General features: G+C 77.0%; 14 protein-coding genes. 13 read left to right on the top strand and 1 reads right to left on the bottom strand.

Translation table 11 applies throughout. The annotated features are described in order from the left end of the window. Positions 1 to 163: 163 nt before the first annotated feature. The 13 genes from FS882_RS07835 to FS882_RS07895 all read left to right on the top strand — a co-directional run bounded on the left by FS882_RS07835 (position 164) and on the right by FS882_RS07895 (position 22,100). Positions 164 to 1,174 carry a PhoH family protein gene (locus FS882_RS07835; RefSeq protein ID WP_222848164.1) on the top strand — a complete coding sequence of 337 codons (1,011 nt, stop codon included), beginning with the start codon at positions 164 to 166 and terminating at the stop codon, positions 1,172 to 1,174. Next, complete coding sequence (gene ybeY / locus FS882_RS07840; RefSeq protein WP_154729469.1) at positions 1,171 to 1,623, top strand: rRNA maturation RNase YbeY; 453 nt, start codon at positions 1,171 to 1,173, stop codon at positions 1,621 to 1,623. The genes FS882_RS07835 and ybeY overlap by 4 nt, the downstream gene beginning before the upstream one ends. After that, positions 1,620 to 2,936 carry a hemolysin family protein gene (locus FS882_RS07845; protein WP_158372488.1) on the top strand — a complete coding sequence of 439 codons (1,317 nt, stop codon included), beginning with the start codon at positions 1,620 to 1,622 and terminating at the stop codon, positions 2,934 to 2,936. Before ybeY ends, FS882_RS07845 begins: the two co-directional genes overlap by 4 nt. A gap of 1 nt (position 2,937) precedes the next feature. Next, positions 2,938 to 3,855, top strand: coding sequence for a GTPase Era (gene era, locus FS882_RS07850; RefSeq protein WP_158372489.1), 918 nt, complete (start codon positions 2,938 to 2,940; stop codon positions 3,853 to 3,855). Between the two features lie 68 nt (positions 3,856 to 3,923). Continuing rightward, positions 3,924 to 5,420: an alpha/beta hydrolase family protein gene (locus tag FS882_RS07855; protein WP_316043627.1), complete on the top strand. Its 1,497-nt coding sequence runs from the start codon at positions 3,924 to 3,926 to the stop codon at positions 5,418 to 5,420. A gap of 76 nt (positions 5,421 to 5,496) precedes the next feature. Further along, entirely contained in the window at positions 5,497 to 6,333 is an 837-nt protein-coding gene (locus FS882_RS07860; protein WP_158372490.1) for a PP2C family protein-serine/threonine phosphatase, read from the top strand. Continuing rightward, positions 6,330 to 7,775, top strand: coding sequence for an FHA domain-containing protein (locus FS882_RS07865; RefSeq protein WP_158372491.1), 1,446 nt, complete (start codon positions 6,330 to 6,332; stop codon positions 7,773 to 7,775). Before FS882_RS07860 ends, FS882_RS07865 begins: the two co-directional genes overlap by 4 nt. After that, complete coding sequence (locus FS882_RS07870) at positions 7,772 to 9,391, top strand: serine/threonine-protein kinase (protein ID WP_158372492.1); 1,620 nt, start codon at positions 7,772 to 7,774, stop codon at positions 9,389 to 9,391. Before FS882_RS07865 ends, FS882_RS07870 begins: the two co-directional genes overlap by 4 nt. After that, positions 9,388 to 15,255, top strand: coding sequence for an Ig-like domain-containing protein (locus FS882_RS07875; protein WP_158372493.1), 5,868 nt, complete (start codon positions 9,388 to 9,390; stop codon positions 15,253 to 15,255). Before FS882_RS07870 ends, FS882_RS07875 begins: the two co-directional genes overlap by 4 nt. 78 nt (positions 15,256 to 15,333) lie before the next feature. Next, entirely contained in the window at positions 15,334 to 16,287 is a 954-nt protein-coding gene (locus tag FS882_RS07880; protein ID WP_158372494.1) for an AAA family ATPase, read from the top strand. A 37-nt stretch (positions 16,288 to 16,324) separates the two neighbouring features. After that, a complete protein-coding gene (locus tag FS882_RS07885) occupies positions 16,325 to 17,494 on the top strand; it encodes a DUF58 domain-containing protein (protein WP_158372495.1) in 1,170 nt (389 codons plus the stop codon). Then, a complete protein-coding gene (locus tag FS882_RS07890) occupies positions 17,491 to 20,139 on the top strand; it encodes a transglutaminase-like domain-containing protein (RefSeq protein WP_158372496.1) in 2,649 nt (882 codons plus the stop codon). The genes FS882_RS07885 and FS882_RS07890 overlap by 4 nt, the downstream gene beginning before the upstream one ends. Further along, positions 20,136 to 22,100: an RDD family protein gene (locus tag FS882_RS07895; protein ID WP_158372497.1), complete on the top strand. Its 1,965-nt coding sequence runs from the start codon at positions 20,136 to 20,138 to the stop codon at positions 22,098 to 22,100. Before FS882_RS07890 ends, FS882_RS07895 begins: the two co-directional genes overlap by 4 nt. A 25-nt stretch (positions 22,101 to 22,125) precedes the next feature. On the opposite strand, the gene FS882_RS07900 is transcribed toward FS882_RS07895, so the two are convergent. After that, positions 22,126 to 23,334, bottom strand: a 1,209-nt coding sequence (locus tag FS882_RS07900; RefSeq protein ID WP_158372498.1) for an HNH endonuclease signature motif containing protein, incomplete at its 5' end; no start/stop codon positions are given.

A 23,334-nucleotide genomic window follows, 5' to 3' on the forward strand; every position in this document is an offset into this window, starting at 1 on the left:
TCCCTACTGTGCTCCCCGCGGTCGCGGTCCGGTAGGGCCATCGGCCCCTGGCGGAGGCGCGACGCGGCGGGGAGAATCCGGGGGCGGTCCGTCGGCGGTGGTCGGTAGGATGGGGGGACCAGCACCTCCTCGAGGAACGGAGCGCACGGCGCACGCCGAGCACATGGCCGAGACCACACCCGATCGCCCGCGGCGATCGCTCCCCGGCGCCGCCCGGGTCGAGCACCGGATCACGATCCCGTCGAGCGTGTCCATGGTCGAGCTCCTGGGGATGGACGACCAGGTCCTGCGCGCCGTGGAGAACGGCTTCCGCACCGTCGACGTGCACGTGCGGGGCAACGAGATCACCCTCGGCGGCCCGGCGGGGGACGTGGCGCTCGTCGCCCGTCTCGTCGACGAGCTGGTCGAGACCGCCGTCGCCGGCACGCCTCTGACCCCGGACGTGGTCACGCGCTCCGTCGCGATGCTCACCGCCGGCACCGCCACGCGCCCGGCCGACGTCCTGACGTTCAACATCCTGTCCAGCCGCGGCCGCACCATCCGGGCCAAGACGGCCGGCCAGAAGGAGTACGTCGACGCGATCGACAGGAACACGATCACGTTCGGCATCGGCCCCGCCGGCACCGGCAAGACCTACCTCGCGATGGCCAAGGCCGTGCAGGCGCTCCAGGCCCGCCAGGTGAACCGCATCGTGCTCACCCGCCCGGCCGTCGAGGCGGGGGAGCGGCTCGGGTTCCTGCCCGGGTCGCTCAGCGACAAGATCGACCCCTACCTGCGGCCGCTGTACGACGCGCTGCACGACATGGTCGACCCCGAGTCGATCCCGCGGCTGATGGAGGCGGGCACGATCGAGGTCGCGCCGCTCGCCTACATGCGCGGCCGCACCCTCAACGACTCCTTCATCATCCTGGACGAGGCGCAGAACACCTCGGCCGAGCAGATGAAGATGTTCCTCACCCGCCTGGGCTTCGGCTCCAAGGTGGTCGTGACCGGCGACGTCACCCAGGTCGACCTGCCGTCCGGCACGACCTCCGGCCTGCGCGTCGTGGAGTCGATCCTCGACGACGTGGACGACGTCGCCTTCTGCCGGATGTCCTCCTCGGACGTCGTCCGCCACCGCCTGGTCAGCGACATCATCGACGCCTACGCACGCTGGGACAGCACCAAGAGATGAGCATCGAGGTCAACAACGAGTCCGGCCACGAGGTGGACGAGGCGGAGTTCGCCGCGCTCGCCCGCTTCGTCCTGGACCAGATGCACGTGCACCCGCAGACCGACCTGTCGATCCTGTTCGTCGACACCGAGGTCATGACGGACCTGCACGTGAAGTGGATGGACGAGCCCGGCCCCACGGACGTGCTCTCGTTCCCGATGGACGAGCTGCGCCCCGGCCGCGCGGACGAGCCGACGCCGGCGGGGCTGCTCGGCGACGTCGTGCTCTGCCCGGAGGTCGCGGTCGAGCAGGCGCGCACCGCCGGGCACTCCACCGTCGAGGAGCTGCTGCTGCTCACCACGCACGGGATCCTGCACCTGCTGGGCTACGACCACGCGGAGCCGGAGGAGGAGAAGGAGATGTTCGGCCTGCAGCGCCAGCTGCTGCTGACCTTCCTCGCCGGCCGATGACCGCCGGAGTCCCGCTCGGGCTGCTCGCGGCCCTGACGGTCCTGGCGGTCCTGGTCGCGGCGGTGCTGTCGGCGGGCGAGGCGGCGGTGCTGCGGCTGTCCCGCGGCGTCGTCGCCGATCTCCTGGCGTCCCGGCACCCGGCCGCCGAGCGGGTGCGCCGGCTCACCGAGGACCGGGCCGCCGTGGCGGGCTCCGCGGGCGTCGTCCGGCTGCTCTGCGAGATGGTCGCGGCGGTCTGCCTCACGCTCGCGATCGCCGCCTCGTCGCTGCCCTGGGCGGCCGAGCTGGTGGTCGCGGTCCTCGCCTGCGCCTTCCTCACGGTCGTGCTCGCCCGGCTGAGCCCGCGGTCGCTCGGGCACCGGTACCCGCGCCAGGTGCTCACCACGACGTCCCGGCTGCTGCTCGCGGTGCGCGCGGTCGCCGGCCCGCTCGTGCGGGTCGCGCCGGCCGCGGGCACCGACCTGGACGAGGACGAGCTGCGCGAGATGGTCGAGCGGGTGGGGGAGTCGCCGGCGATCGACCTGGACGAGCGCGCGATGGTGCGCTCGGTGCTCGGGCTCGGGGACACGCTGACCCGCGAGGTGATGGTGCCGCGGACCGACATGGTCACGACGCACGAGGCCACGCCGCTGCGCAAGGTGCTGTCGCTGCTGCTGCGCTCCGGGTACTCCCGGGTGCCGGTGGTCGGCGAGGGCGTGGACGACCTGCGGGGCGTGCTCTACCTCAAGGACCTCGTGCGCCGGATGCAGGACGACCCGGACGGCGCCGAGGCCCCGGCCGGGTCGCTGGTGCGGCCCGCGGTGTTCGTGCCCGAGTCCAAGCCGGTCGACGAGCTGCTGCGCGAGCTGCAGGCCGGTGCCAGCCACATCGCGATGGTGGTCGACGAGTACGGCGGGATCGCCGGCCTGGTGACCATCGAGGACGCGCTGGAGGAGATCGTCGGCGAGCTGACCGACGAGCACGACCCGCACGCCCCGCAGGTCGAGGACCTGGGCGGCGGGACGTACCTGGTGCCGGCGCGGCTCGCCAAGGACGAGCTGGGCGAGCTGTTCGGCGTCCACGTCGAGGACGACGACGTGGACACCGCCGGCGGCCTGCTCGCGAAGGCGCTCGGCAAGGTGCCCATCCCGGGCTCGGCCGGCGAGATCCACGGCCTGCGCCTCGTCGCGCAGGGAACCGAGGGCCGGCGCAAGCGGGTCGCGCGGGTGCTCGTCTCCCGCGCCCCGGAGCCCGACGACGACGAGCAGCCCGGCGAGCCCCGCGAGACCGCCGACCGCCCGGCCGCCCCCATCCCCGAACCGACGGACCACTGACATGACCCAGACCCCCGTGCCCCACCGCTCCGGCTTCGCCTGCCTCGTCGGCCGGCCCAACGCCGGCAAGTCGACGCTCACCAACGCGCTCGTCGGCCAGAAGGTCGCGATCACCTCCGGGCGGCCGCAGACCACCCGGCACACGATCCGCGGCATCGTGCACCGCCCCGACGCCCAGCTCGTCCTGGTCGACACGCCCGGGCTGCACCGGCCGCGGACGCTGCTCGGCGAGCGGCTGAACGACCTGGTGCGCGACACGCTGAGCGAGGTCGACGTCGTGGGGTTCTGCCTGCCGTCGGACCAGAAGGTCGGCCCGGGCGACCGGTTCATCGCCGAGCAGCTCGCCCAGCTCGGCCGCCGCACCCCGGTGGTGGCGATCGCCACCAAGGCGGACCTGGTCGGCAAGCAGCGGCTCGCCGAGCACCTGCTGGCCGTCTCCGAGCTCGGCGACTGGGCCGACATCGTGCCGGTGTCCGCGGAGTCGGGCTACCAGGTCGACGTCGTCGAGCAGGTGCTCACCGGGCACCTGCCCGAGGGGCCCGCGCTGTACCCCGAGGGCGAGCTGACCGACGAGCCGGAGGCCGTGATGGTCGCCGAGCTGGTCCGCGAGGCCGCGCTCGAGGGCGTGCGCGACGAGCTGCCGCACTCGCTGGCGGTCGTGGTGGACGAGATCGTGCCGCGCGAGACCGGCAAGGACGAGGCGCCGATGCTCGACGTCCGGGTCCACCTGTTCGTCGAGCGGGACAGCCAGAAGGCCATCGTCATCGGCCGGGGCGGGTCCCGGCTGCGCGAGGTCGGCACCCGCGCGCGCCGCGGCATCGAGGCGCTGCTGGGCTCCCGCGTGTACCTCGACCTGCACGTCAAGGTCGCGAAGGACTGGCAGCGCGATCCCAAGCAGCTCGGGCGGCTGGGCTTCTGAGCACCGCGACCACCCAGCGCGACCGGGAGGTGCCCCCGGGGGAGCACCGCGGTGGGGATAATCGCGACGTGCGCTACCGGACCGCAGCGGGGACCGTCGTGGGCGCGGTGGTGCTCGCCGTGCTCGGTGCGCTCATGGGCCCGCAGTGGGCACCGGTCCCCCTCACCGACCCGCTGACCGTCCAGGAGTCGGCGACGACGATCACCGGGGCGCCCGCGCTCGGCACCTACCCCGTGCAGTCGTCGGTGGTCACCGTCGCGCTCGACGGGGCGGACGTGGAGGCCCGGCTGCTGATGCCGGTCGGCGTCGAGGGCGACGTCCCCGGCGTCGTGTTCGTGCACGGCGCCGGCACCGGGCGGTACGAGGACGCGTTCGTCGACCAGGCCCGTTCCCTCGCGGAGGCGGGCGTCGCGACGCTGGTGCCGAACAAGCGGCTCGACACCTACACCCTGCGGCACCGCGACTACGTGGCGATGGCCGACGACTACCTGCACTCGTTCGACCTGCTGCGCGGCCTGCCCGGCGTCGACCCAGCGCGCGTCGGCGTCTACGCCGAGAGCGAGGGCGCCTGGATCGCGCCGGTGATGGCCGCCGAGCAGCCGGAGATCGCGTTCGTGGTGCTCGCGTCCGCGCCGGTCGTGCCGCCGCGGCAGCAGGCCGCGTTCGCGGTCGACTCCTACCTGCGGAACACCGGCGTCCCGCAGCAGGTGTTCCGGGCGATCCCGCGCGCGGTCGGCATGTCCCTGCCCGGCGGCGGCCTGGACTACGCGGACTTCGACGTCGCGCCCTACCAGCGCCGCATGACCCAGCCGGTGCTCGTCGTCTACGGCACCGCGGACGCGTCCATGCCGGTGGTCCAGGGCGCCGAGCAGATCATCCGGGACCTGGCGATCGCCGGGAACACCGACTACACCGTGCGCTACTACCGGGGCGCCGACCACGGCATCCGGGTGGACGAGGTCGTGGCCCCCGCGTTCCTGCACGACCTCGCGGGCTGGGTCCAGGGGCTGCCGGAGACCGCGGCCGCGGCGCCGCGGATCGCCGGCCAGCAGCCGGAGCAGCTCTACTGGGCCGGCCCGGTGCCGCAGCCGCGGTGGCTGGGGGACGGGGACGTGCTGCTGTTCCTGGTCGTCGGCGCCGTCGGCGTGCTCGTGCTGCTGCCCGTCGGACGGTTCGCGGTGGTCGGGGTGCGGCGGGTGCGCGGCCGGGAGCCCGGGCCGGGCCGGGACCGGACGCTCACCCGGCGGCTGGCGCTGCTGTCCGCGGCGTCGGTCGCGACCGTCGTCGTGCTGGTCTGGTACCTCGTGGCCGTCGCGCGGCTCGCGGTCGGCTACGAGCGCAACGGGTGGGTCGTGCAGGGCGGCTGGCTCGGCGTGCGGCTGCTCGGGCTGGTCGCGGTGTACGCCGCGGCGGCGGTCGTGGTGCGCCTGCGCCGGCTGCGACGGGCGGGGCAGCCGATGGCGCACGGGGTGCTCGGGCACGTCGTGCTGTGGGGCACCTGCGCCGCCAGCGCCGCCCTGCTGGTGGTCCTGGCGTACTGGGGCGTGTACCAGCTCGGCATCTGACGGTGTGGACGATGCGGTGGGTGGCGCCGCGACCAGGCACCATGGTGCCTGCCAGGGCGACGAGGGGAGAGCACGGGTGCGCACGACGTGGGGTTCGGCGACCGACCGCGGGCGGGTGCGCGCGCTCAACGAGGACGCGCTGCTGGCGCACCCGCCGGTGTTCCTGGTCGCCGACGGCATGGGCGGGCACGAGGCGGGCGACGTCGCGAGCCGGCTCGCCGTCGAGGAGTTCGGCGCGCTCGCCGGCCGGTCCGCGGTGGACCCGTCCGACCTGCACGCCTGCTTCCGCAGCGCCGCCCGCCGGATCCGCGGCGCCTTCGAGCGGCGCGAGGGCGGCACGACGGTCGCGGGGGTGGCCCTGGGCGAGCACGACGGCGCCCCGCACTGGCTGGTGTTCAACGTGGGCGACTCGCGGGTCTACCGGTGGGCGGACGGCGAGCTCGCGCAGCTCACCGTCGACCACTCGGTGGTGCAGGAGCTGGTCGACTCGGGCGCGCTCACCCGGGACGCGGCCGAGCTGCACCCCGAGCGGCACGTCCTGACCCGCGCGCTCGGCACGGGGGCGGACCCCGAGCCCGACTACTGGATGCTCCCGGCGCGGCCGGGCGACCGCCTGCTCGTGTGCTCCGACGGCGTGACCGGCGAGCTCGCGCCCGCCGACCTGGCCGACGTCCTGGACCGGGTCCCGGGGCCCGGTGCGGCCGCCGCGGAGCTCGTCCGCCGCGCCGTCGAGGCGGGCGGCCGGGACAACGCCACCGCGGTCGTGGTGGACGCGGTCGACGACGACGCGGACGGGACGGATTCACCCGGATGGCTCGCGTTCGGCACCGCTCCTGCCGATAGGACATGGGACGAGACGGTCGACGGGGCCACCATCCCGCGACCGAGAAGCCACCAGGAGGACCGTCGGTGATCGTGCCCGAGTACACCCCCGGCGAGTGGTACGCCGTCGTCGCCGGAGGCGTCGTGCTGCTGCTCGCCCCGTCGACCCCGCCCGAGGTCGTCCGTGACGTCTGGGCCACCGCGCCCGAGCGCGGGGGCGGCCTGGGCGCGCAGCTCGACGCCCTCGTCCGGCACGGCATCGGCGGCCTGCACCCGTTCGCCGCGGTCGACCTGGCCGGCGGCCGGGTGCACACCGCGCTGCGCGGCGACGTGGAGGTCGAGGTCGTCCGCGGCACGCGCGCCGAGGTGCTGTCCGCGCCCGAGGTCGTGTCCTGGTCCGAGCGCTCCGTGGGCTCCGCCGAGGAGGTCACCGTCCGGGTGTCCGGTGCCGGCCGCGGCCCCGCGCTGCCCATCGTGAGCGGCGTGGTGCGCGCCTCCCGGGTCCGCGTGCGGCTGACCGGCACCGAGCCGGCGCGCGAGGTCGAGGCGGCGCCGTCCGAGCCCGTCGTGCTGCCCGCGGCGCCGACCCCCGTGGCCGTGGCGCCCGCGCGCGAGGCGGAGGCACCGGCCGCGCCCGCCGAGGTCGCGCCGGCCCGGGCCGACGTCGCCGCGACCGCGTCCGCGGACCGGCCGTCGGGCACCGAGGTCGTCGAGGGCGACCCGCTGTCCGGCGAGGTCGTGGCGGGCGAGCTCGTCGAGGCCGAGGTGGTCGAGGACGCGCCGGAGGTGGCGGCTCCGGTCGAGGACGCGCCCGCGGACGCGCCGGTCGAGGACCTGCCCGCGGAGGTGCGGGAGCACGACGCCGCCGACGCGGCCCCGGCCCCGGCCCCGGCCCCGGCTCCGGCCCCCGCCCCGGCCGCCCCGTCGGCCGCCGGCGCCCCGGTGATCCCGGCCCCCGCGCAGCCGTACGTCCCGCCGCAGGCCCCAGCCCCCGTGCTGCCCGGCCCGGCGTCCGCGGACGACCACGACGGCCTGACCATCCTCAGCGGCGAGCTCGCCTCGATCCGCCAGCACCTGCCGTCCTGGGCCGTGTCCCAGACCGGCGACTGGCCGTCCGGCGGGGTCGTGCCGACGCCGACCCCCGCGCCGGGGGTGTCCGGCGCGCTCCCGGTCACCGCCGCCGCGGCCGCCCCGGCGCCGCGCCTGGCGCTGTCCACGGGCGCCCTCGTCCCCGTCGACGGGGTCGTGCTGATCGGCCGCGCGCCGCAGGCCGACCGCGCGCCCGACGGCACCGAGGCGCGCCTCGTCACCGTGCCCAGCCCCGAGCAGGACATCTCGCGCACCCACGCCGAGGTCCGCCTCGAGGCCGGCCGCGTGCTGGTCACCGACCTGTACTCCACCAACGGCATCACCGTCGCGTCCGGCGCCCTGCCGCCGCGGCGCGTCACCGCGGGCGAGCCCGTCGCCGTCGGGGAGGGGGACGTCGTCGACCTGGGCGACGGCGTGACGTTCACCGTGGAGCCGGGTGCGTGAACCGTCGTCGTGAGGCCTCGCAGCCGCCGCACCTGCCCGGCTACGCGGTGCAGCGGCTGCTGGGCTCCGGGGGCTCCGCCGACGTGTTCCTGTACGAGCAGGACCTGCCGCGGCGCCCGGTCGCCGTCAAGGTGCTGCTCGGCAGCGTGGACGCGGAGGCGCGGGAGGCCTTCGAGCGCGAGGCGGACCTGACGGCCCGGCTCTCGCACCACCCGTCGATCGTGACGGTGTACCAGGCGGGCGTGGCCCGCGACGGCCGGCCGTACCTGGTGATGGAGTACTGCGCGCGACCCGGCCTGGGCCAGCGGTACCGGTCGGAGCGGTTCGAGGTCGCCGAGGTGCTGGAGCTCGGCGTCCGGCTGGCCTCGGCGGTCGAGACGGCGCACCGCGCCGGCATCCTGCACCGCGACATCAAGCCCGGCAACGTGCTCACCAACGACTTCGGCCGCCCGGTGCTCACCGACTTCGGCATCGCGTCCACCGTGGACGCGGGCGGCCCCGCCGTCGGCATGTCGATCCCGTGGGCGGCGCCCGAGCTGCTGGCGGTCGAGCCGCACGGCGACGCGCGCTCGGACGTCTACTCGCTCGCCGCGACGCTGTTCTCGGCGCTCGCGGGCCGGTCCCCGTTCGAGCGCCCGGGGGGCGGCAACGAGGCGGCCGACCTGGTGGGCCGCATCGAGCGCGGCGCCCCGGTGCCGTTCGCCCGGGACGACGTCCCGGACCGGCTGCGCACCGTGCTCGCCCGCGCGATGGCCCGCGAGCCGCAGCAGCGGCACGCCCGCGCGCTGGACCTGGCGCAGGACCTGCGTGCGGTGCAGGCCGACCTCGGCCTGCCGGTCACGGCGCTCGACGTCGAGGAGCACCCGGGACCGGGCGGCGCCCCCGCCGCGTCCGCCGCGGCGCCGGCCGACGCCACCCGCGTGCGGCCGGTCGTGGAGGTCGCCCCGCACGGCGCCCCGTCGGCCGCCGCGCCGGGCGGCCCGGTCGCGCCCGCGGCCGCCGTCGCGCCCGTCGGCCCGCCGCTCGACCTCGGCTCCGGCCCCGACGCCACCCGGCTCCGGCCGGTCGTCGCCGTGCGCCCCGGTGCCGTCCCCGCCGGCCCGGCTCCTGCCGGTGCGGCTCCCGCGGGCGGGGACGCGGGCCCCGATCTGGTCGCCGCCCCGGTGCACGAGGTGCACCCCGGCTCGGCAGCCCGGTCCCGCACCGGGCGGGTGCTCGCGGCGATCGGCTCCGTGGTCGCGATCGCCGCCGCCGTGGTCGCCGTCGTGTGGTTCGCCGACCGGCCGGAGACCGATCCCGGCCCGGCCGCCGGCACCGAGTTCCCCGGCCCGGCCAGCACCCTCGGGCAGACCGTGCCGGCGCCGACGAACCTGTTCGGCGCCCGCCAGCCGGACGGCACCGTCGTGTTCACCTGGACCAACCCCGACGAGCAGGACGGCGACACGTACCTCTGGGGCGTGCGCACCGCCACCGGCGAGCCGCAGCTGGAGATCGTGGACGAGCCCACCGTGACCGTCACCCCGCCGGCCGAGGGCGGCGAGGTGTGCGTCGAGGTCTCGATCGTGCGCGCCGACCGCCGCGCGTCCACCGTCCCGGCGGAGGGGTGCGCCGCGTGAGGACCCCCTGGAACCGCAAGAAGGTCGCGTCCACCGCGGCCGTCGTCACCGTGCCCGCGGTGCTCGCCACGCTCGCGATCGTGAACCCCGGGTTCCCGCTCGCGCAGGTCGACCTCAACGACGGCGCGGTCTGGCTGACCTCCACGAGCACGCTCCAGGTCGGCCGGTACAACGCCCAGGTCGAGGAGCTGAACGCGGGGCTGGTCGCGAGCAGCACGGAGTTCGACGTGCTGCAGGACGCCGGCGACGTGCTGGTCGTCGAGGCCGGCACGCTCACCGTCGTCGACCCCGCCGGCGTCACCGCCGCCGCGCAGGTCGCGGTGCCCGCGGGCGCGCAGGTGTCGATGGCCGGCGGCACCGTCGCGGTGATGGACACCGAGGGCCGGGCGTGGGTCCGGTCCTTCGACGACCTGCCGCTGCTCCAGGTGACCGCCGACGAGCCGGACGCCGACGTCGGCGCGGGTGGCGTCATCACCGCCTCGGTGACCGGGGACGCGTTCGCCGTCGCCGGCGCGACCGGCGAGGTCACCCGGCTCACGCCGACCGCGGGCGGCCCCGCGGCGGCCGAGGCGGGCCCGGCGCTGGACGGCCCGGTGGAGCAGCTCACCGCCGTGGGCGACGTGCCGGTCGGGCTCGACGGCGACACCGTGCGCACCCCCGGCGGGTCCAGCACGCTCGGCCTCGCGCAGCCCGTGCTCCAGCAGCCGGGCCCCGCGGCCGCCGCCGCGCTCGTCGCCGGCAGCACCGGCCTGGTCGAGGTCGCGCTGTCCTCGGGCGACGTCGCCGCCGAGCACGAGGCGGGCGGCTCCGGCGCGCCCGCCGCGCCGGTCCGGGTCGGGTCCTGCGCGCACGCCGCCTGGCCCACGGCGGCCGACAACTACCTGGAGCTGTGCGCCGACGCCGCGCCCCGGCTCGAGTCGCTCGCGGGCGTCACCGCGACGGACCACCTGGTGTTCCGGGTGAACCGGCAGGTCGTCGCGCTGAACGAGACGGTCGACGGCCGGCTGTGGCTGCCGCTCGAGGACACCGAGGTCCGGGAGCCCGACTGGACGGACGTCGTCCCGGAGGAGCAGCCGGAGGACGAGACCGACCGAGCCGAGGGCGACCGCACCACGCAGGAGCTGGTGCCCGAGTGCTCGCCCACCACCGCCGCCCCGAACGCGGTCGACGACGCGTTCGGCGTGCGCGCCGGCCGCACCACGATCCTGCCGGTGATCGACAACGACACCTCCTCGGACTGCGGCATCCTCGTGCTCAGCGAGGTGGACCCGCTGCCCGCCGAGTTCGGCGCCCTGCAGCAGGTGTACGGCGGGCGGGCGCTCCAGGTCGCCGTGCCGGCGGACGCCGCCGGCTCGGTGACGTTCGCCTACTCGATCAGCGACGGCCGCGGGACCGCGGCGCCGTCCACGGCGCAGGTCACGCTCACGGTCCGGGACCCCGCGCTCGACGAGCCCCCGGTGCAGGACCGCACCGGCGAGATCCGCGTCGAGCAGGGCCAGACCGCGACGTACCCGGCGCTCGCCGACTTCTCCGACCCGGACGGCGACCCGCTGACCCTGGTGGGCGCCACGGCCGAGAAGGGCACCGCCCGGTTCCGGCAGGACGGCACGCTGAGCTACGTGGCCGACGGCGGCGAGCTCGGCCGGGACGTCGTGCACGTCGTCGTCTCGGACGGCACGTCCACCACCGAGGGCACCGTCGACGTCGACGTGCGCGCGATCGGCTCCCTGGACCTGCAGATCGACCCCGTGCACGCCGTGACGTACGTCGACCAGGAGGTCGAGCTGCGCCCCCTGGACGCGGTCCGCACGTTCGGCGCGGAGCAGCCGCGGCTGGCAGGCGTCGAGGACGTGCAGGGCACCACGATCACCCCCGACCTGGACGCCGGCACGTTCTCGTTCCGGGCGGCCCAGGCCGGCACGTTCTACGTGAGCTTCACGGTCACGGCCCCGCCGCAGCAGGCGACCGGCGTCGCGCGCATCGACGTGCGGGAGCGCCCCGAGCAGGTCGAGCCGCCGATCGCGGTCGCGGACGACGCCTGGCTGCCGTCGGGCGGCGAGACCACCGTCGACCCGCTCGCCAACGACACCGACCCCGCGGGCGGCGTGCTGGTGCTGCAGAGCGTGTCCGCGCCCGACGGCCTGCGGGTCGCCGTGCGGCAGCGGACGCTCGTCACGATCTCGGCGGTCGGAGCGCTCAGCGAGCCGGTGACGCTGCAGTACGTCGTCTCCAACGGCACCGCCAGCGCGACCGGCCAGATCCTCGTGCGCCCCGTGCCGGCGTCCGCGACGCCGCAGCCACCGGTGGTGCCGAACGTGACCGCCGACGTGCGGACCGGCGGCGTCGTCACGATCCCGGTCCTGGAGGGCGCGTCCGACCCCGACGGCGACGCGATCGCGCTGCAGCCCGACCTCGCGGAGCCGCTGGGCGAGGGCGAGGGCCTGATGTTCGTCTCCGGGGACAACCTGCGGTACCAGGCGCCGGCGACGCCGATGACGGTGCACGCGACGTTCGTCGTGCGGGACGCCACCGGCATGGAGACGGCCGCCACCGTGACCGTGCGCGTGCACGAGTCCGACCCGGAGACCAAGGCGCCGCCGAAGCCGCGCGCCCTGACCGCGCGCGTGTTCGCCGGTGAGACCGTGCGGATCCCGGTGCCGCTGGTCGGCATCGACGCCGACGGCGACGGCATCACCCTGCTCGGCGTCGCCTCCGCGGGCACCAAGGGCCGGGTGACCACCGTCGGCGCGGACTACCTGGAGTACGAGGCGCTGCCCGACGAGGCCGGCACCGACACGTTCACCTACGCGGTCGAGGACTGGACCGGCCAGCGCGCCGTCGCCACCGTGCGCGTCGGCATCGCGGCGCGGCCCGGCGACAGCAACCGCGTGGTCGCCCGGGACGACACCATCACCGTCCGCCCGGGGCAGACCGTCGAGGTGCGGGTCCTGGAGAACGACACCGACGTGCTCGGCGGCGAGCTCTCCGTCCGGGACGACCTGGAGGTCGACCCCGGGATCACCGCGACGCTGACCGGCAGCCGCGTGGTCGTGCGCGGCGACGCCGCGGGCGTGTTCACCATCGGGTACACCGCGGTGAACGAGCGCGGGGCGTCCAACGGCGCCACGCTCTCGGTGACCGTCGACCCGGACGCCCCGGTGCTCGCGCCGATCCCGCGGGACGTCGTCGTGCCCCCGGTCGACACGGTGGGCCGCACCAGCGTGGACGTCGACGTGCTGGGCGTCGCCCAGAACCCGAGCGGGCCGATCGGGGACCTGCGGGTGTCCGTGCCCGGCAGCGCGGCGTCCGTGGCGACGGTCCGCGCCGACGGCACCATCACCGTGACGCTGGCCGAGACCGCGCAGACCATCCCGTACCAGCTCACCAACACCACCGCCGAGGACGTCAGCGCCTACGCGTTCATCTCGGTCCCCGCGCTCGGCTTCTTCCCGCCCACCGCCCGGCCCCGCGCACCCGAGCTGCGGGTGGCGAACGGCGAGACCCTGACCATCCCGCTCGACGAGCAGGTGCAGGTCGCGCCCGGCCGCACCGCCCAGGTCGCCGACGCCACCGCCGTCACGGCCACCCGCTCCGACGGCTCCGGGCTCGTCGCCGACTCCACCACCGTGCAGTTCCGGCCCGCCGAGGGCTACGTCGGCCCCGCGTCGATCACCGTGCCCGTGACCGACCGCACCGGCCCGGGGGACACGTCCGCGCGGACCTCCGTGATCACGCTGCCGATCACGGTCTACACGCTCGACGACTACCCGCCGACGTTCGTCCCGTCCATGCTCGAGGTCGGGCCGGGCGAGGCGCCGACCACCGTCGACCTGCAGGCCTTCACCCAGGGGGTCGAGGGCGCGTCCGGGCAGGACACCTTCACCTACCGCCTGACCGGCGACGTGCCCGCGGGCTTCACCGCCTCCCTGCAGGGCAGCCGGCTGTCCGTCGCCTCCGACGTGGGCACCCCCAAGGGCACCCGCGGCACGCTCGCGCTCGAGCTCGGCTACGGGCGCGCCGGCAAGATGGCCGTCCAGGTCGAGGTGCGGACCGTCGCGAGCACCCGGCGGGTCGCCACGCTGCAGAACATCTCCATCGGGGACGCCGTCCAGGGCCAGGAGCGCGTGGTCGACGTCCTCGCCGGCGCGTCGAACCCGTTCCCGGACCAGCCGCTCCGGGTCGTCAGCGCCACCGTGGAGACCCCCGGGACGGGCACCGCCTCGGTGTCCGGCTCGGACGTCGTGGTGCGCCCGTCGGCCGACCTGGTCGGGCAGATGGTCGTCCGGGTGCGGGTCCGGGACGCCACCGACGACAGCGCCCGCGAGGTCGCCTCCAGCATCACGCTGCGGGTGCGCGGCAAGCCGGAGACGCCGGCCGCCCCGCGGGTCGGCGAGGTCCGCGACGGCACCGTGGTGCTGTCCTGGACCGCGCCCTACGACCGCGGCGAGCCGATCAAGGGCTACCGGGTGACCCCGAGCGCGGGCGGCCCGATGACGTCCTGCGCCAGCACCACGTGCACGATCACCGGGCTGACGAACAACGTCGAGTACACCTTCACGGTCGCGGCGGAGAACGCCGTCGGCTGGTCCGACCCGAGCCCGGCGTCCGCCGTGGCGCGGCCGGACGCCGTCCCGTCCACGCCGAACGCCCCGCGGTGGACCGCGTTCGGCGACGGCGAGCTCACCGCCCAGTGGGACGTGCCGGCCACGACCGGGTCGCCGGTGACGTCGTACACGCTGATGATCTCGCCGGCTCCGCCCGGCGGCTCCGCCTCGGTCACCACCAGCGGGACGTCGTACACGTTCCGGGGGCTCGCCAACGGCACGGCCTACTCCGTGCAGGTGCGGGCGCACAACCGCGCCCCGGAGCCGAGCGCGTGGAGCGCGCCGTCGGCGACCGAGACGCCCTCGGCCCCGCCGGACGCGCCGTCGATCAGCGCGCAGCGCGTGAACACGGCGCTGGGCCGGCAGATCAACGTCACCTGGTCGCCGAACGGGACCAACGGGTCGGCGATCTCCGGGTACCAGCTCGAGTACAGCGCCAACGGCGGCGGGTGGACGACCGTTCCCGGGATCGGCACCTCGACGTCGTGGGCCTTCACCGACGCGGAGAACGGCGTCCCCTACGAGTTCCGGGTCCGGGCAGTGAACCGCTCGGGCCCGGGGGCGCCGGGCATCGCCAACGCGACCGCCTTCGGCATCCCCGACCGCCCGAGCGCTGTCACCGCGCAGGCGTCCTCCGGCGGCGACCCGGGCACCGGTTCCGTGCAGGTGTCGTGGCGTGCCCCCGACAACGTCCGCGGGGCGCCGATCACCGGCTACAACGTCGCCAGCGGCCAGGGCACGCAGTGGGTGACCGGTACGAACACGACCATCCGCGGCGTCCAGGGCGGGACGACGGTCACCGTCACCGTCCAGGCGTGCAACTCCGCGGGGTGCAGCGACTGGAGCGACGCCGCGTCGGCGACGCCGGTCACGAACCCCGGCACCGTCGACTCGGGCACCATCGGGGCGCAGCCCTCGGCCTGGGACGGACGCCAGCCCACCGCGGCCTCGGTGTCCTGGGGCGGCGTCACCGCCGGCGGCGGCCAGAACCTGCGGTACGTCGTGGTGGTCGAGCGCCGTGCAGGCCTCTTCGGCGGCTCCTGGAACGAGATCGGGCGGTACGAGGGCGGCGCCACCAGCGCGACGATCCCCCTGTCCGACGTGCCGGAGGACGGGCAGTTCCGGGTCCGGGTCCAGTCCCTCACCGACGGGTTCGAGGGCGGGACGGCCACGCGCGACGTGAACCTGCCGTGGCAGCCGGCGACCGAGCCGGACCCTGGAGGCGAACCGCAGCCCGGCGGCGACGGCTCCTCCGGATGACCCCCCACCTGCCGATCGGGTGATGGGCCCCGCACGACACGACCCCACGACAGACAGCACCGACAGGAGACACCCCCGATGACCCCCGAGCAGTCCGCCTGGTTCGCCGAGACGTTCGCCGGCCTGGTGGGCAACGTGTCCCGCGCGGTGCTGGGCGCCGACCGCCCGGTGCGGCTCGTGCTGACCGCGATGATCGCCGAGGGCCACGTGCTGCTGGAGGACGCCCCGGGCACCGGCAAGACCTCGCTGGCCAAGGCGATCGCGGCGTCCGTCCAGGGCACCCACCAGCGCATCCAGTTCACCCCGGACCTGCTGCCCAGCGACGTCACCGGCGTCACGATCTGGGACCAGGGCGCGCGCACGTTCCAGTTCCACCCGGGCCCGGTGTTCACCTCGGTGCTGCTGGCGGACGAGATCAACCGCGCCTCGCCCAAGACGCAGTCCGCGCTGCTCGAGGTGATGGAGGAGGGGCACGTCACGGTCGACCGGGACACCCACCCGGTGGGCCGGCCGTTCGTCGTGATCGCGACGCAGAACCCGATCGAGCAGGCGGGCACCTACCGGCTGCCCGAGGCACAGCTCGACCGCTTCCTGGTGCGCACCTCGCTCGGCTACCCGGACCGCACCGCGACGGTGGAGATCCTGTCCGGCGCCCGGGACCGCACCCGCGAGCTGGACCCCGTCGTCACCACCGCCGGCGTGGTGGAGATGGCCGAGCTCGCGCAGACGGTGCACGTCGACGGCTCGGTGCTCGACTACGTCGCCCGCCTGATCGAGGGCACCCGCGAGGACCCGCAGACCGCGCTCGGCGCGAGCGTCCGCGGCGGCCTGGCGCTGGTGCGCGCCGCGCGGGTCCAGGCCGCGGCCGCGGGCCGCGCGTACGTCGTCCCCGACGACGTGAAGGAGCTCGCGGTGCCCGTGCTGGCGCACCGCCTGGTGCTCGACCCCGAGGCCGACTTCCTCGGGGCGACGACCACCCAGGTGGTCGAGCGCGTGCTGTCCGCGACCCCGCCGCCGGTGGCGCGCGCGTGAGGTCGGCCGACGTGGGGGTGCACCCGGGAGGTGCGGCGTGAGGCGCTCGCGCACCCGGCTCTCCGGCGTGGGCTGGGGCGCGGGGCTGCTCGGCGCGGCCGCGCTGACCGCCGGCGTGCTGCTGGGCTGGGCCGAGCTGACCGCGCTCGGCGCGGTCGGCGTCGCCGCGCTGCTGGTCGCGGTCGCGATGACCTGGGGCAGGCTGCCGCACGCGGTGCGGCTCGACCTGGCCGACCGGCGGGTGCGCGTGGGGGAGCGGGCGTTCGGCGGCGTCGTCGTGTCCGCCCCCGGCGGTCGCCGCACGCGGGCCGTGCGGCTGGAGCTGCAGGTCGGCGAGGGCAGGGCCGAGCTGGACGTGCCGTCGCTCGCCCCGGGCGCGGAGCACGAGGAGCTGTTCGCCGTCCCCACGGACCGGCGCGCCGTCGTCACCGTGGGACCCGTGCGCGCGGTGCGCGGCGACCCGCTCGGCCTCGCGACGCGGCACGCGGTCACCACCGGCTCGGAGGAGCTCTACGTGCACCCGCGCGTCGTCATGCTCACCGGCGCCGACGCCGGCCTGCTCCGCGACCTGGAGGGCGGGTCGACCCGCGACCTGTCGGACATGGACCTGGCGTTCCACGCGCTGCGCGACTACGTGGTCGGCGACGACCGGCGGTCGATCCACTGGCGCACCACCGCGCGCCGCGGACAGCTCACCGTGAAGCAGTACGAGGACACCCGGCGCACCCAGACCGCCGTCGCGCTCGCCACGGACCCGCGGGACTACCGCCACGCGGAGGACGACGCGGAGCTCGAGCTCGCCGTCAGCGTGGTCGCCTCCCTGGGCGTGCACGTGCTGGCCGAGGAGCACCCGCTCGCCGTGCTCGCGGGCCCGGGCCGGGTCCGGACCACCGCCCGGCGCCCGCTGCTCGACGACTGCTCCGGCATCACCTGCGGCCCGGACGGCACGGGCTCGCGCCTGCTCGGCCGGCGGGTCGCCCGCGAGGCGCCCGACGTGACGCTCGCGTTCCTGGTCACGGGCTCCGTCGTGCCCGCGGCCGACCTGCGCGCGGCCGCGCGGCACGTGCCCGAGGGCACCCGCACGCTCGTCGTGAGCTGCGTGCCCGGCGCCGAGGTCGAGGTGCGCACGCAGCGCACCCTCAGCCTGGTGCGGCTCGGCGCGCTGGACGACCTGCCCCGCGCCCTGCGACTGGCGGCGGCGGCATGACGACCACGACCGAGACGCACACGGGGCCCGGCCCCGCCGGCCCCCCGACCGCCGCCGCGAGCGGGACCCCGGCGCCCGGCGTCCCGACGCCGCCCGGCCCGCCCGACGACGGCCGCCCGCGCTCCGGCGGCTCCGGCCCGCAGCCCGCGGGCGCGGAGCGTGCACGCCGCGGCGTGCCCCGCGGTGGCCGGGCCGTCGTCGACGTGCTGGTGCTCGCCGGCGCCGTGCTGGCCGCCCTGACGCCGCTGCTGCCCGTGTACGGCGGCTCGGTGCTGCTCGCCCCCGTGCTGGGCGGCGTGCTGCTCGGCGCAGGCGTGGCCGTGCTGTCCGCCTGGGCGCGCTGGTCGCCGCCGGTCACCACCGCCGTGCTGCTCGTGGTGACGGTGGTGCTCGGCGGGCCGCTGGCGACGCCGGACCAGACGGTCGGGGGCGTCGTGCCCACGCTGGCCTCGATCGTGTCGGTCGTGCGCGGTGCCGCGCTGGGCTGGAAGGACGTGCTGACCCTGCAGCCGCCGCTCGGTGGGTCGGGCTGGCTGCTGGTCCCGCCCTACCTGCTCGCCGTCGTCGGCACCGCCGTGGCGGTGCGGCTCGCCCTCGGTTCCGGCCGTGCCGCCCCCGCCGCCGCCCTGCTGCCGCCCGTGGTCCTCGCCGGCGCCGTGCTGCTCGGCGCGCACACCACCGTCGCCCCGGTCGCCGTCGGCACCGCCGTCGCCGTCGTCCTGCTGGTCTGGGCGTCCTGGCGGTCCGGCCGGCTGCGGACCCGGCGCCCGGTCGCGCTCGTGCTGCTGGTCGCCCTGGCCGGCGGCGCCGGCGTCGCCGCGGGCACCGCGGTGGAGTCCGGCCGCGACCGGTACGTCCTGCGCGACGCGCTCGTGCCCCCGTTCGACCCCCGCGACTACGCCAGCCCGCTGTCCGCGTTCCGCAAGTACGTCAAGGACGACGACACGGTGGAGCTGTTCACGGTGCAGGGGCTGCCCGCGGGCGCCCGGGTCCGGCTCGCGACGTTCGACCGGTTCGACGGCGTCGTGTGGAACGTCGCCGGGGACGGCTCCTCGCGCGCGTCCGGCGAGTTCCGCCGGGTCGGCGAGGTCGTCAGCGAGCAGGCGGCCGAGGAGGCCGACGCGGTCGAGGCGTCCGGCACCGGCGGCGAGCGCGTCGAGGTGCGGGTCCAGGTGGACGGCCTGACCGGCGTGTGGCTGCCGACCGTCGGCGACGCGGTGTCGGTGCGGTTCGACGACACCGAGGCGCAGTCCCGGCTCCGGTTCAACGACGCGACCGGTGCGGCCGTGCTCACCGGCGGGCTCGACGACGGACTGACCTACTCCCTCGACGCGGTCGTGCCGGCCGAGCCCGACGACGAGCAGCTCGGCTCCGCAGCCGGCAGCGCCCTCGACCTCCCCGAGCCCCAGGCCGTCCCCGACGCGGTGTCCACCGCGGCCGGCGACGCCGCGCGCGAGGCCGAGACCCCCGCGCAGGTCGCCCGCGCGCTGGAGCAGGCGCTGTCCGAGCGCGGCTTCTTCTCGCACGGCCGCGCCGACCAGGGCGACTACCCGTCGCTGTCCGGGCACGGGGCGGACCGGGTGGCGACGCTGCTCGGCGGCGACCTGATGGTCGGCGACGACGAGCAGTACGCCTCCGCGATGGCGCTCATGGCCCGGGAGATGGGCCTGCCCGCCCGGGTCGTCATGGGCTTCGTGCCCGGCGAGGACGACGAGGACCCGGCCGCCCCGGCGCCCGACGCCCCGGTCGACCCGGACGCGCCGGTGGTCGTCACCGGCGCGGACGTGCACGCCTGGGTCGAGATCGCGTTCGAGGGCCACGGCTGGGTCACGTTCGACCCGACCCCGCCCGAGAGCCAGACCCCGCAGGACGAGCAGGAGACCAGCCAGGCCGACCCGGAGCCCCAGGTCGCCCAGCCCCCGCCGCCGCCCGCCGACCCGGTGGACCCGCCGTCGGACGACACCGACCAGCCCCAGACCCAGGACGGCGAGGACGACGCCGCGCTGGCGCTCTGGCAGCGGGTCGCCCTCGGCGTCGCGGCCGGCTCCGGCCTGCTGCTGGTGCTGCTCGCGCCCTTCCTCGTGATCGCCGGGCTCAAGGCGCGGCGCCGCCGGCGTCGGCGGCGCGACCCGGTGCCGGTGAACCGCGTCGTCGGCGGCTGGCAGGAGGTGCTCGACCTCGCGACCGACCTGCGCCGCGACGTCGACCCGGTCGCCACCCGGCGCGAGGGCGCGCGCGCCCTGGACCGCGCGTTCACGACGCCGCCCGCGCCCGACGAGGGCCGCCGCCGTCGGCGGGCGCCCCGTGCGCCGGTCGCCCCGACCCCGGCCGGTGCCGAGGCGGGCGCGGCGGTGGTCGCGCTCGCGCACCGGGCGGACGCGGCGGTCTTCGGCGCCGCCGCACCGACGACGGCTGACGCCCGGGAGTACTGGGCGGACGTCGACCGCACCCTCGCCTCGATGCGCGCGGCGACCCCGCGCAAGGAGCGCTGGCGCGGGCGGGTGGCGACCCGGTCCCTGCGCCGTTCGGAGCGGCGCAGGGCGGCCGCGGCGGCGGACAGGGCGCGCCGGAGCGTGCCCGACGGGCGGGAGCAGCGGGGGCGCTGGGCACGACGGGCACGACGAGCGGACGGAGCGGACGGATGAGCAGCACCACCGGCGGCGTGGTCCCGCCCGGCGCACCCCCCGCACCCGTCGGGCGCCGCGTCGCGGCCTCCCTGGTCGACGCCGCGCTGACCGCCGTGGCCGCGGCCCCGTTGTGGCTCGCCTGGGCCCCGGCGTTCGCGGCGACGGTGCGTGCGGCGTCGGCCCCCGGCTCCGCGACCGTCGCCGAGCCCGCCGCGCCGTCCGGCGTCCTGCTCGCGGTCGGCGCCGTGCTGCTCGCCACCTGGGGCGTCGCGCAGTGGGTGTGGAACGGCACGCGCGGCTGGACCGTCGGGCGCCGCCTGCTCGGCCTGCGCCTGGTGGACGTCCGCACCGGTCGGCCGGTCGGCCTCGGGCGGGCGTTCGTGCGCGCCCTGATCGTCGCGCTGGGCTCGCTCGCCTGCGGGGTCGGTCAGCTCGTGGTGCTGCTGTCACCCCTCTTCGACTCGACCGGCCGCCGGCGCGGCTGGCACGACCGGGTGGGGGAGGGCGTGGTCGTCGACGTGCGCGGCCTCGTCCCCGCGCGGCGTGTCGCGGCCTGGGGCGACGGACCGGTCCGCGCGGACGCCGCGGCGGGGCTGGCCGGCGCGACCCGACCCGGCGCGCCTGCGGGCGAGGGACCCGCCAGGGCGGGCGTGCCGCACCCGGCCGCGCCCGGCGACGCCGTGGCGGCCCCGACCGACCCCACGCCGTCCGAGCCGACCCGCACCCGGTGGAGCGCCCTCGCCGCCGACCGCCGGCTCGACGCCCCGGACCTCGTGCTGCCGCCGCTGGGCACGCCGGGCCTCGGTCCGGACCTCGACACCCGGCAGATCCCCGTCGTCCCGGCCGCGGTCGTGCCCGCGCACCCCGCGGCGCCCGTGCCGCTCGCGCCCGGGCCCGCGGCCGCGACGCCTGCGGCCGGCCCGGCGGCGCCGGCGCCGGAGCCCCCGGGAGCGACCTGGCCGACCTCGACGCCCCCGCCGCCCATGCCCGGGGCCGCGCCCGCCCACGAGCCCCCGCACGCAGTGCCGACGGGCGCCTCCGCCTACGAGCCCCCGCCGGCGGTGCCGGGGGGCGCCTCCGCCTACGAGCCCCCGCCGACCGTGCCGGGGTCCGCCTCCGCCTACGAGCCCCCGCCGACCGTGCCGGGGTCCGCGCCCGCCCACGAGCCCCTGCCGGCCGTGCACCCGGCGGGCTCGAGCGGCTGGCCGCCGGTCGCGTCCGCGCCCGCTGCAGAGCCCGCGGGGCCGGACGCCCGGCCGTCGGTCCCCCCGGCGTCGGCCGCGGACCCCGCAGGCCCCGGTGGCTGGCCGTCGCCGGCAGCGCCCTCCGCGGAGCAGGCCGCGTGGCGGGATGCTCTCGGCCCGGTGTCGGGCCCGGGCCCCACCGAGCCACCGACCCGGACCGGCCGGCACGCGGTCGTCCCCGGCGCCCCCGTGCACCCGGACGCCGCGCCGCCCCCCGCGCCGTCGGTCCCGCCTGCTCAGGGGCAGGCCTCCGGGGCGCCGTGGCAGGCTCCCGGGCCGTCGCTCGCGCCCGCGGTGCCCCCCGTCCCGCCGCCCCCGGCACCCCACGCGGCGTCGCAGCCGTCCGTGCCGCCCGCCGCGCCGCTGCCGCCCGCGCCGTTCCCCGCGGCAGCGCCCGTCCCCGCCGTCCGCGCGGGGTGGGCGGTCCGCCTCCCGGACGGCACCGTCGCCGACCTCGAGGCCCCGCTGCTCATCGGCCGGAACCCCGACCCGCAGGACGGCGTGCGGGTGGTCGCGGTCGCGGACCCGGGCCGCTCGGTGTCGAAGACCCACCTGATGCTGGGTGCCGACGAGCACGGCCCGTGGGTCGTGGACCGTGGCTCGACCAACGGCACCCTGGTGACGCTCGCGGACGGGCAGCGGATCGTGTGCCTGCCGGACCGGCGGGTGCGGCTCGCGGACGGCTCCCTGGTGGCGTTCGGGGACCTGGCGCTCGCCGTGGGGCTGCTCGCGTAGGCGTCGACGGAGGAGCGGACCGCCCCTAGAACGGCGGGGGCGTGTCGGCGCGGTCGGCCGTCGCGTCGTGCGCACGCCCGGTGCCGGGTCGGGTGAGGTACCGGTGTCCGGCGGGGGTGATCCACTCGAACAGTCCGGGTGCGATCTGGCGCAGCCGGAAGCCGCCGTCGGTCTTGAGGCGGTGGTGGCGGTGGCACAGGGGTCCGAGGTTGTCGGCGTCGGTTCTGCCCACGGGTGTGTCGGGTGGAGCCCCGGGCTGGGGGTGGTACTCGATGGTGTGGTCGAGGTCGGCGCTGCGGGCCGGGACGGTGCAGCCGGGTGCGGCGCAGGTGGTGTCGCGGGTGCGGACGAACTCGACGAGGCCGGCTGGTGGTCGGTAGCGCTGGCGTCCGACGTCCAGGACCTGGCCGGTGAGGGGGTCGGTGATGATGCGCCGCCAGGTGCCGCCGTCGGCCAGGGCCCGGGCGCGGACGGCGTCGATGGGTCCGTAGCCGTCGAGGTCGGCGGGGTGGTCGTCCAGGCCCAGGAGGGTGGAGGCGGCGATGGTGAGGTTGACCTCGGCGCCGGGGCGCCCGGCGCACCGGGTGCAGCTGCGGCGCGCGGCGGCGGTCGCGCGATCGGAAGCGAGCATGCCCGGGGTCGAGGGCATGCCTGGGACTGTCGCCGTCGCCGTCGCCGTCGGCGTCGCCGTCGCCGTCGCCGTCGGTTCGGTCGGTGCCGTGCTGGCCTCGGGGTCGCTCACCGGGGTGAGCGTGGCGGTCGGGATCGGCTCGGCCGGCCGGGTGGGAGCGCCACGGGTGGTGGTCTCCGGCCACCGGCGTGATGCCCGGCGCTGGGTGGGGACCGGTGCGGGTGGGTCGAGGTGGACCTCGAACGCCGGCCCGTCCGATTCGGGGACGTCACCCACGACCAGGTCCCGGAGTCCGTCGGCGCGGAGCTGGTCCAGGGTGCGGGGGTCGCCCAGGGCCTTGGCGGTGCGGGCCGCGTGGTGCAGGACCCCGTCGACGCGGGTGGCGTCCTCGGCGGCCAGCACCACCCACATCGCCGCCATCCCGTGCGGGCGGCGCCGGGGGCGGGTGACCCGCCGACCGCGGCGGGCAAGCGTGTGGCGTCCGGCCTCCCCTTGGGGGTCGGCGATCCGGACCTCGCGGGCGACCCGCTGCTCGAGCTGCCGGCGGGAGCACTGGGCGGCGTCGGGCAGGACCGCGTCCTCCACGGCGTGCGCGGCCTGGTA

The organism is Cellulosimicrobium cellulans (assembly GCF_007679345.1).
In the GTDB taxonomy this organism is placed as follows: Bacteria; Actinomycetota; Actinomycetes; order Actinomycetales; family Cellulomonadaceae; genus Cellulomonas; species Cellulomonas cellulans_A.

Excerpts from the sequence above, each read along its gene's own strand:
- FS882_RS07835 (WP_222848164.1), top strand. The coding sequence starts at position 164 with ATGGCCGAGACCACACCCGATCGCCCGCGGCGATCGCTCCCCGGCGCC.
- ybeY (WP_154729469.1), top strand. The coding sequence starts at position 1,171 with ATGAGCATCGAGGTCAACAACGAGTCCGGCCACGAGGTGGACGAGGCG.
- FS882_RS07845 (WP_158372488.1), top strand. The coding sequence starts at position 1,620 with ATGACCGCCGGAGTCCCGCTCGGGCTGCTCGCGGCCCTGACGGTCCTG.
- era (WP_158372489.1), top strand. The coding sequence starts at position 2,938 with ATGACCCAGACCCCCGTGCCCCACCGCTCCGGCTTCGCCTGCCTCGTC.
- FS882_RS07880 (WP_158372494.1), top strand. The coding sequence starts at position 15,334 with ATGACCCCCGAGCAGTCCGCCTGGTTCGCCGAGACGTTCGCCGGCCTG.
- FS882_RS07890 (WP_158372496.1), top strand. The coding sequence starts at position 17,491 with ATGACGACCACGACCGAGACGCACACGGGGCCCGGCCCCGCCGGCCCC.
- FS882_RS07895 (WP_158372497.1), top strand. The coding sequence starts at position 20,136 with ATGAGCAGCACCACCGGCGGCGTGGTCCCGCCCGGCGCACCCCCCGCA.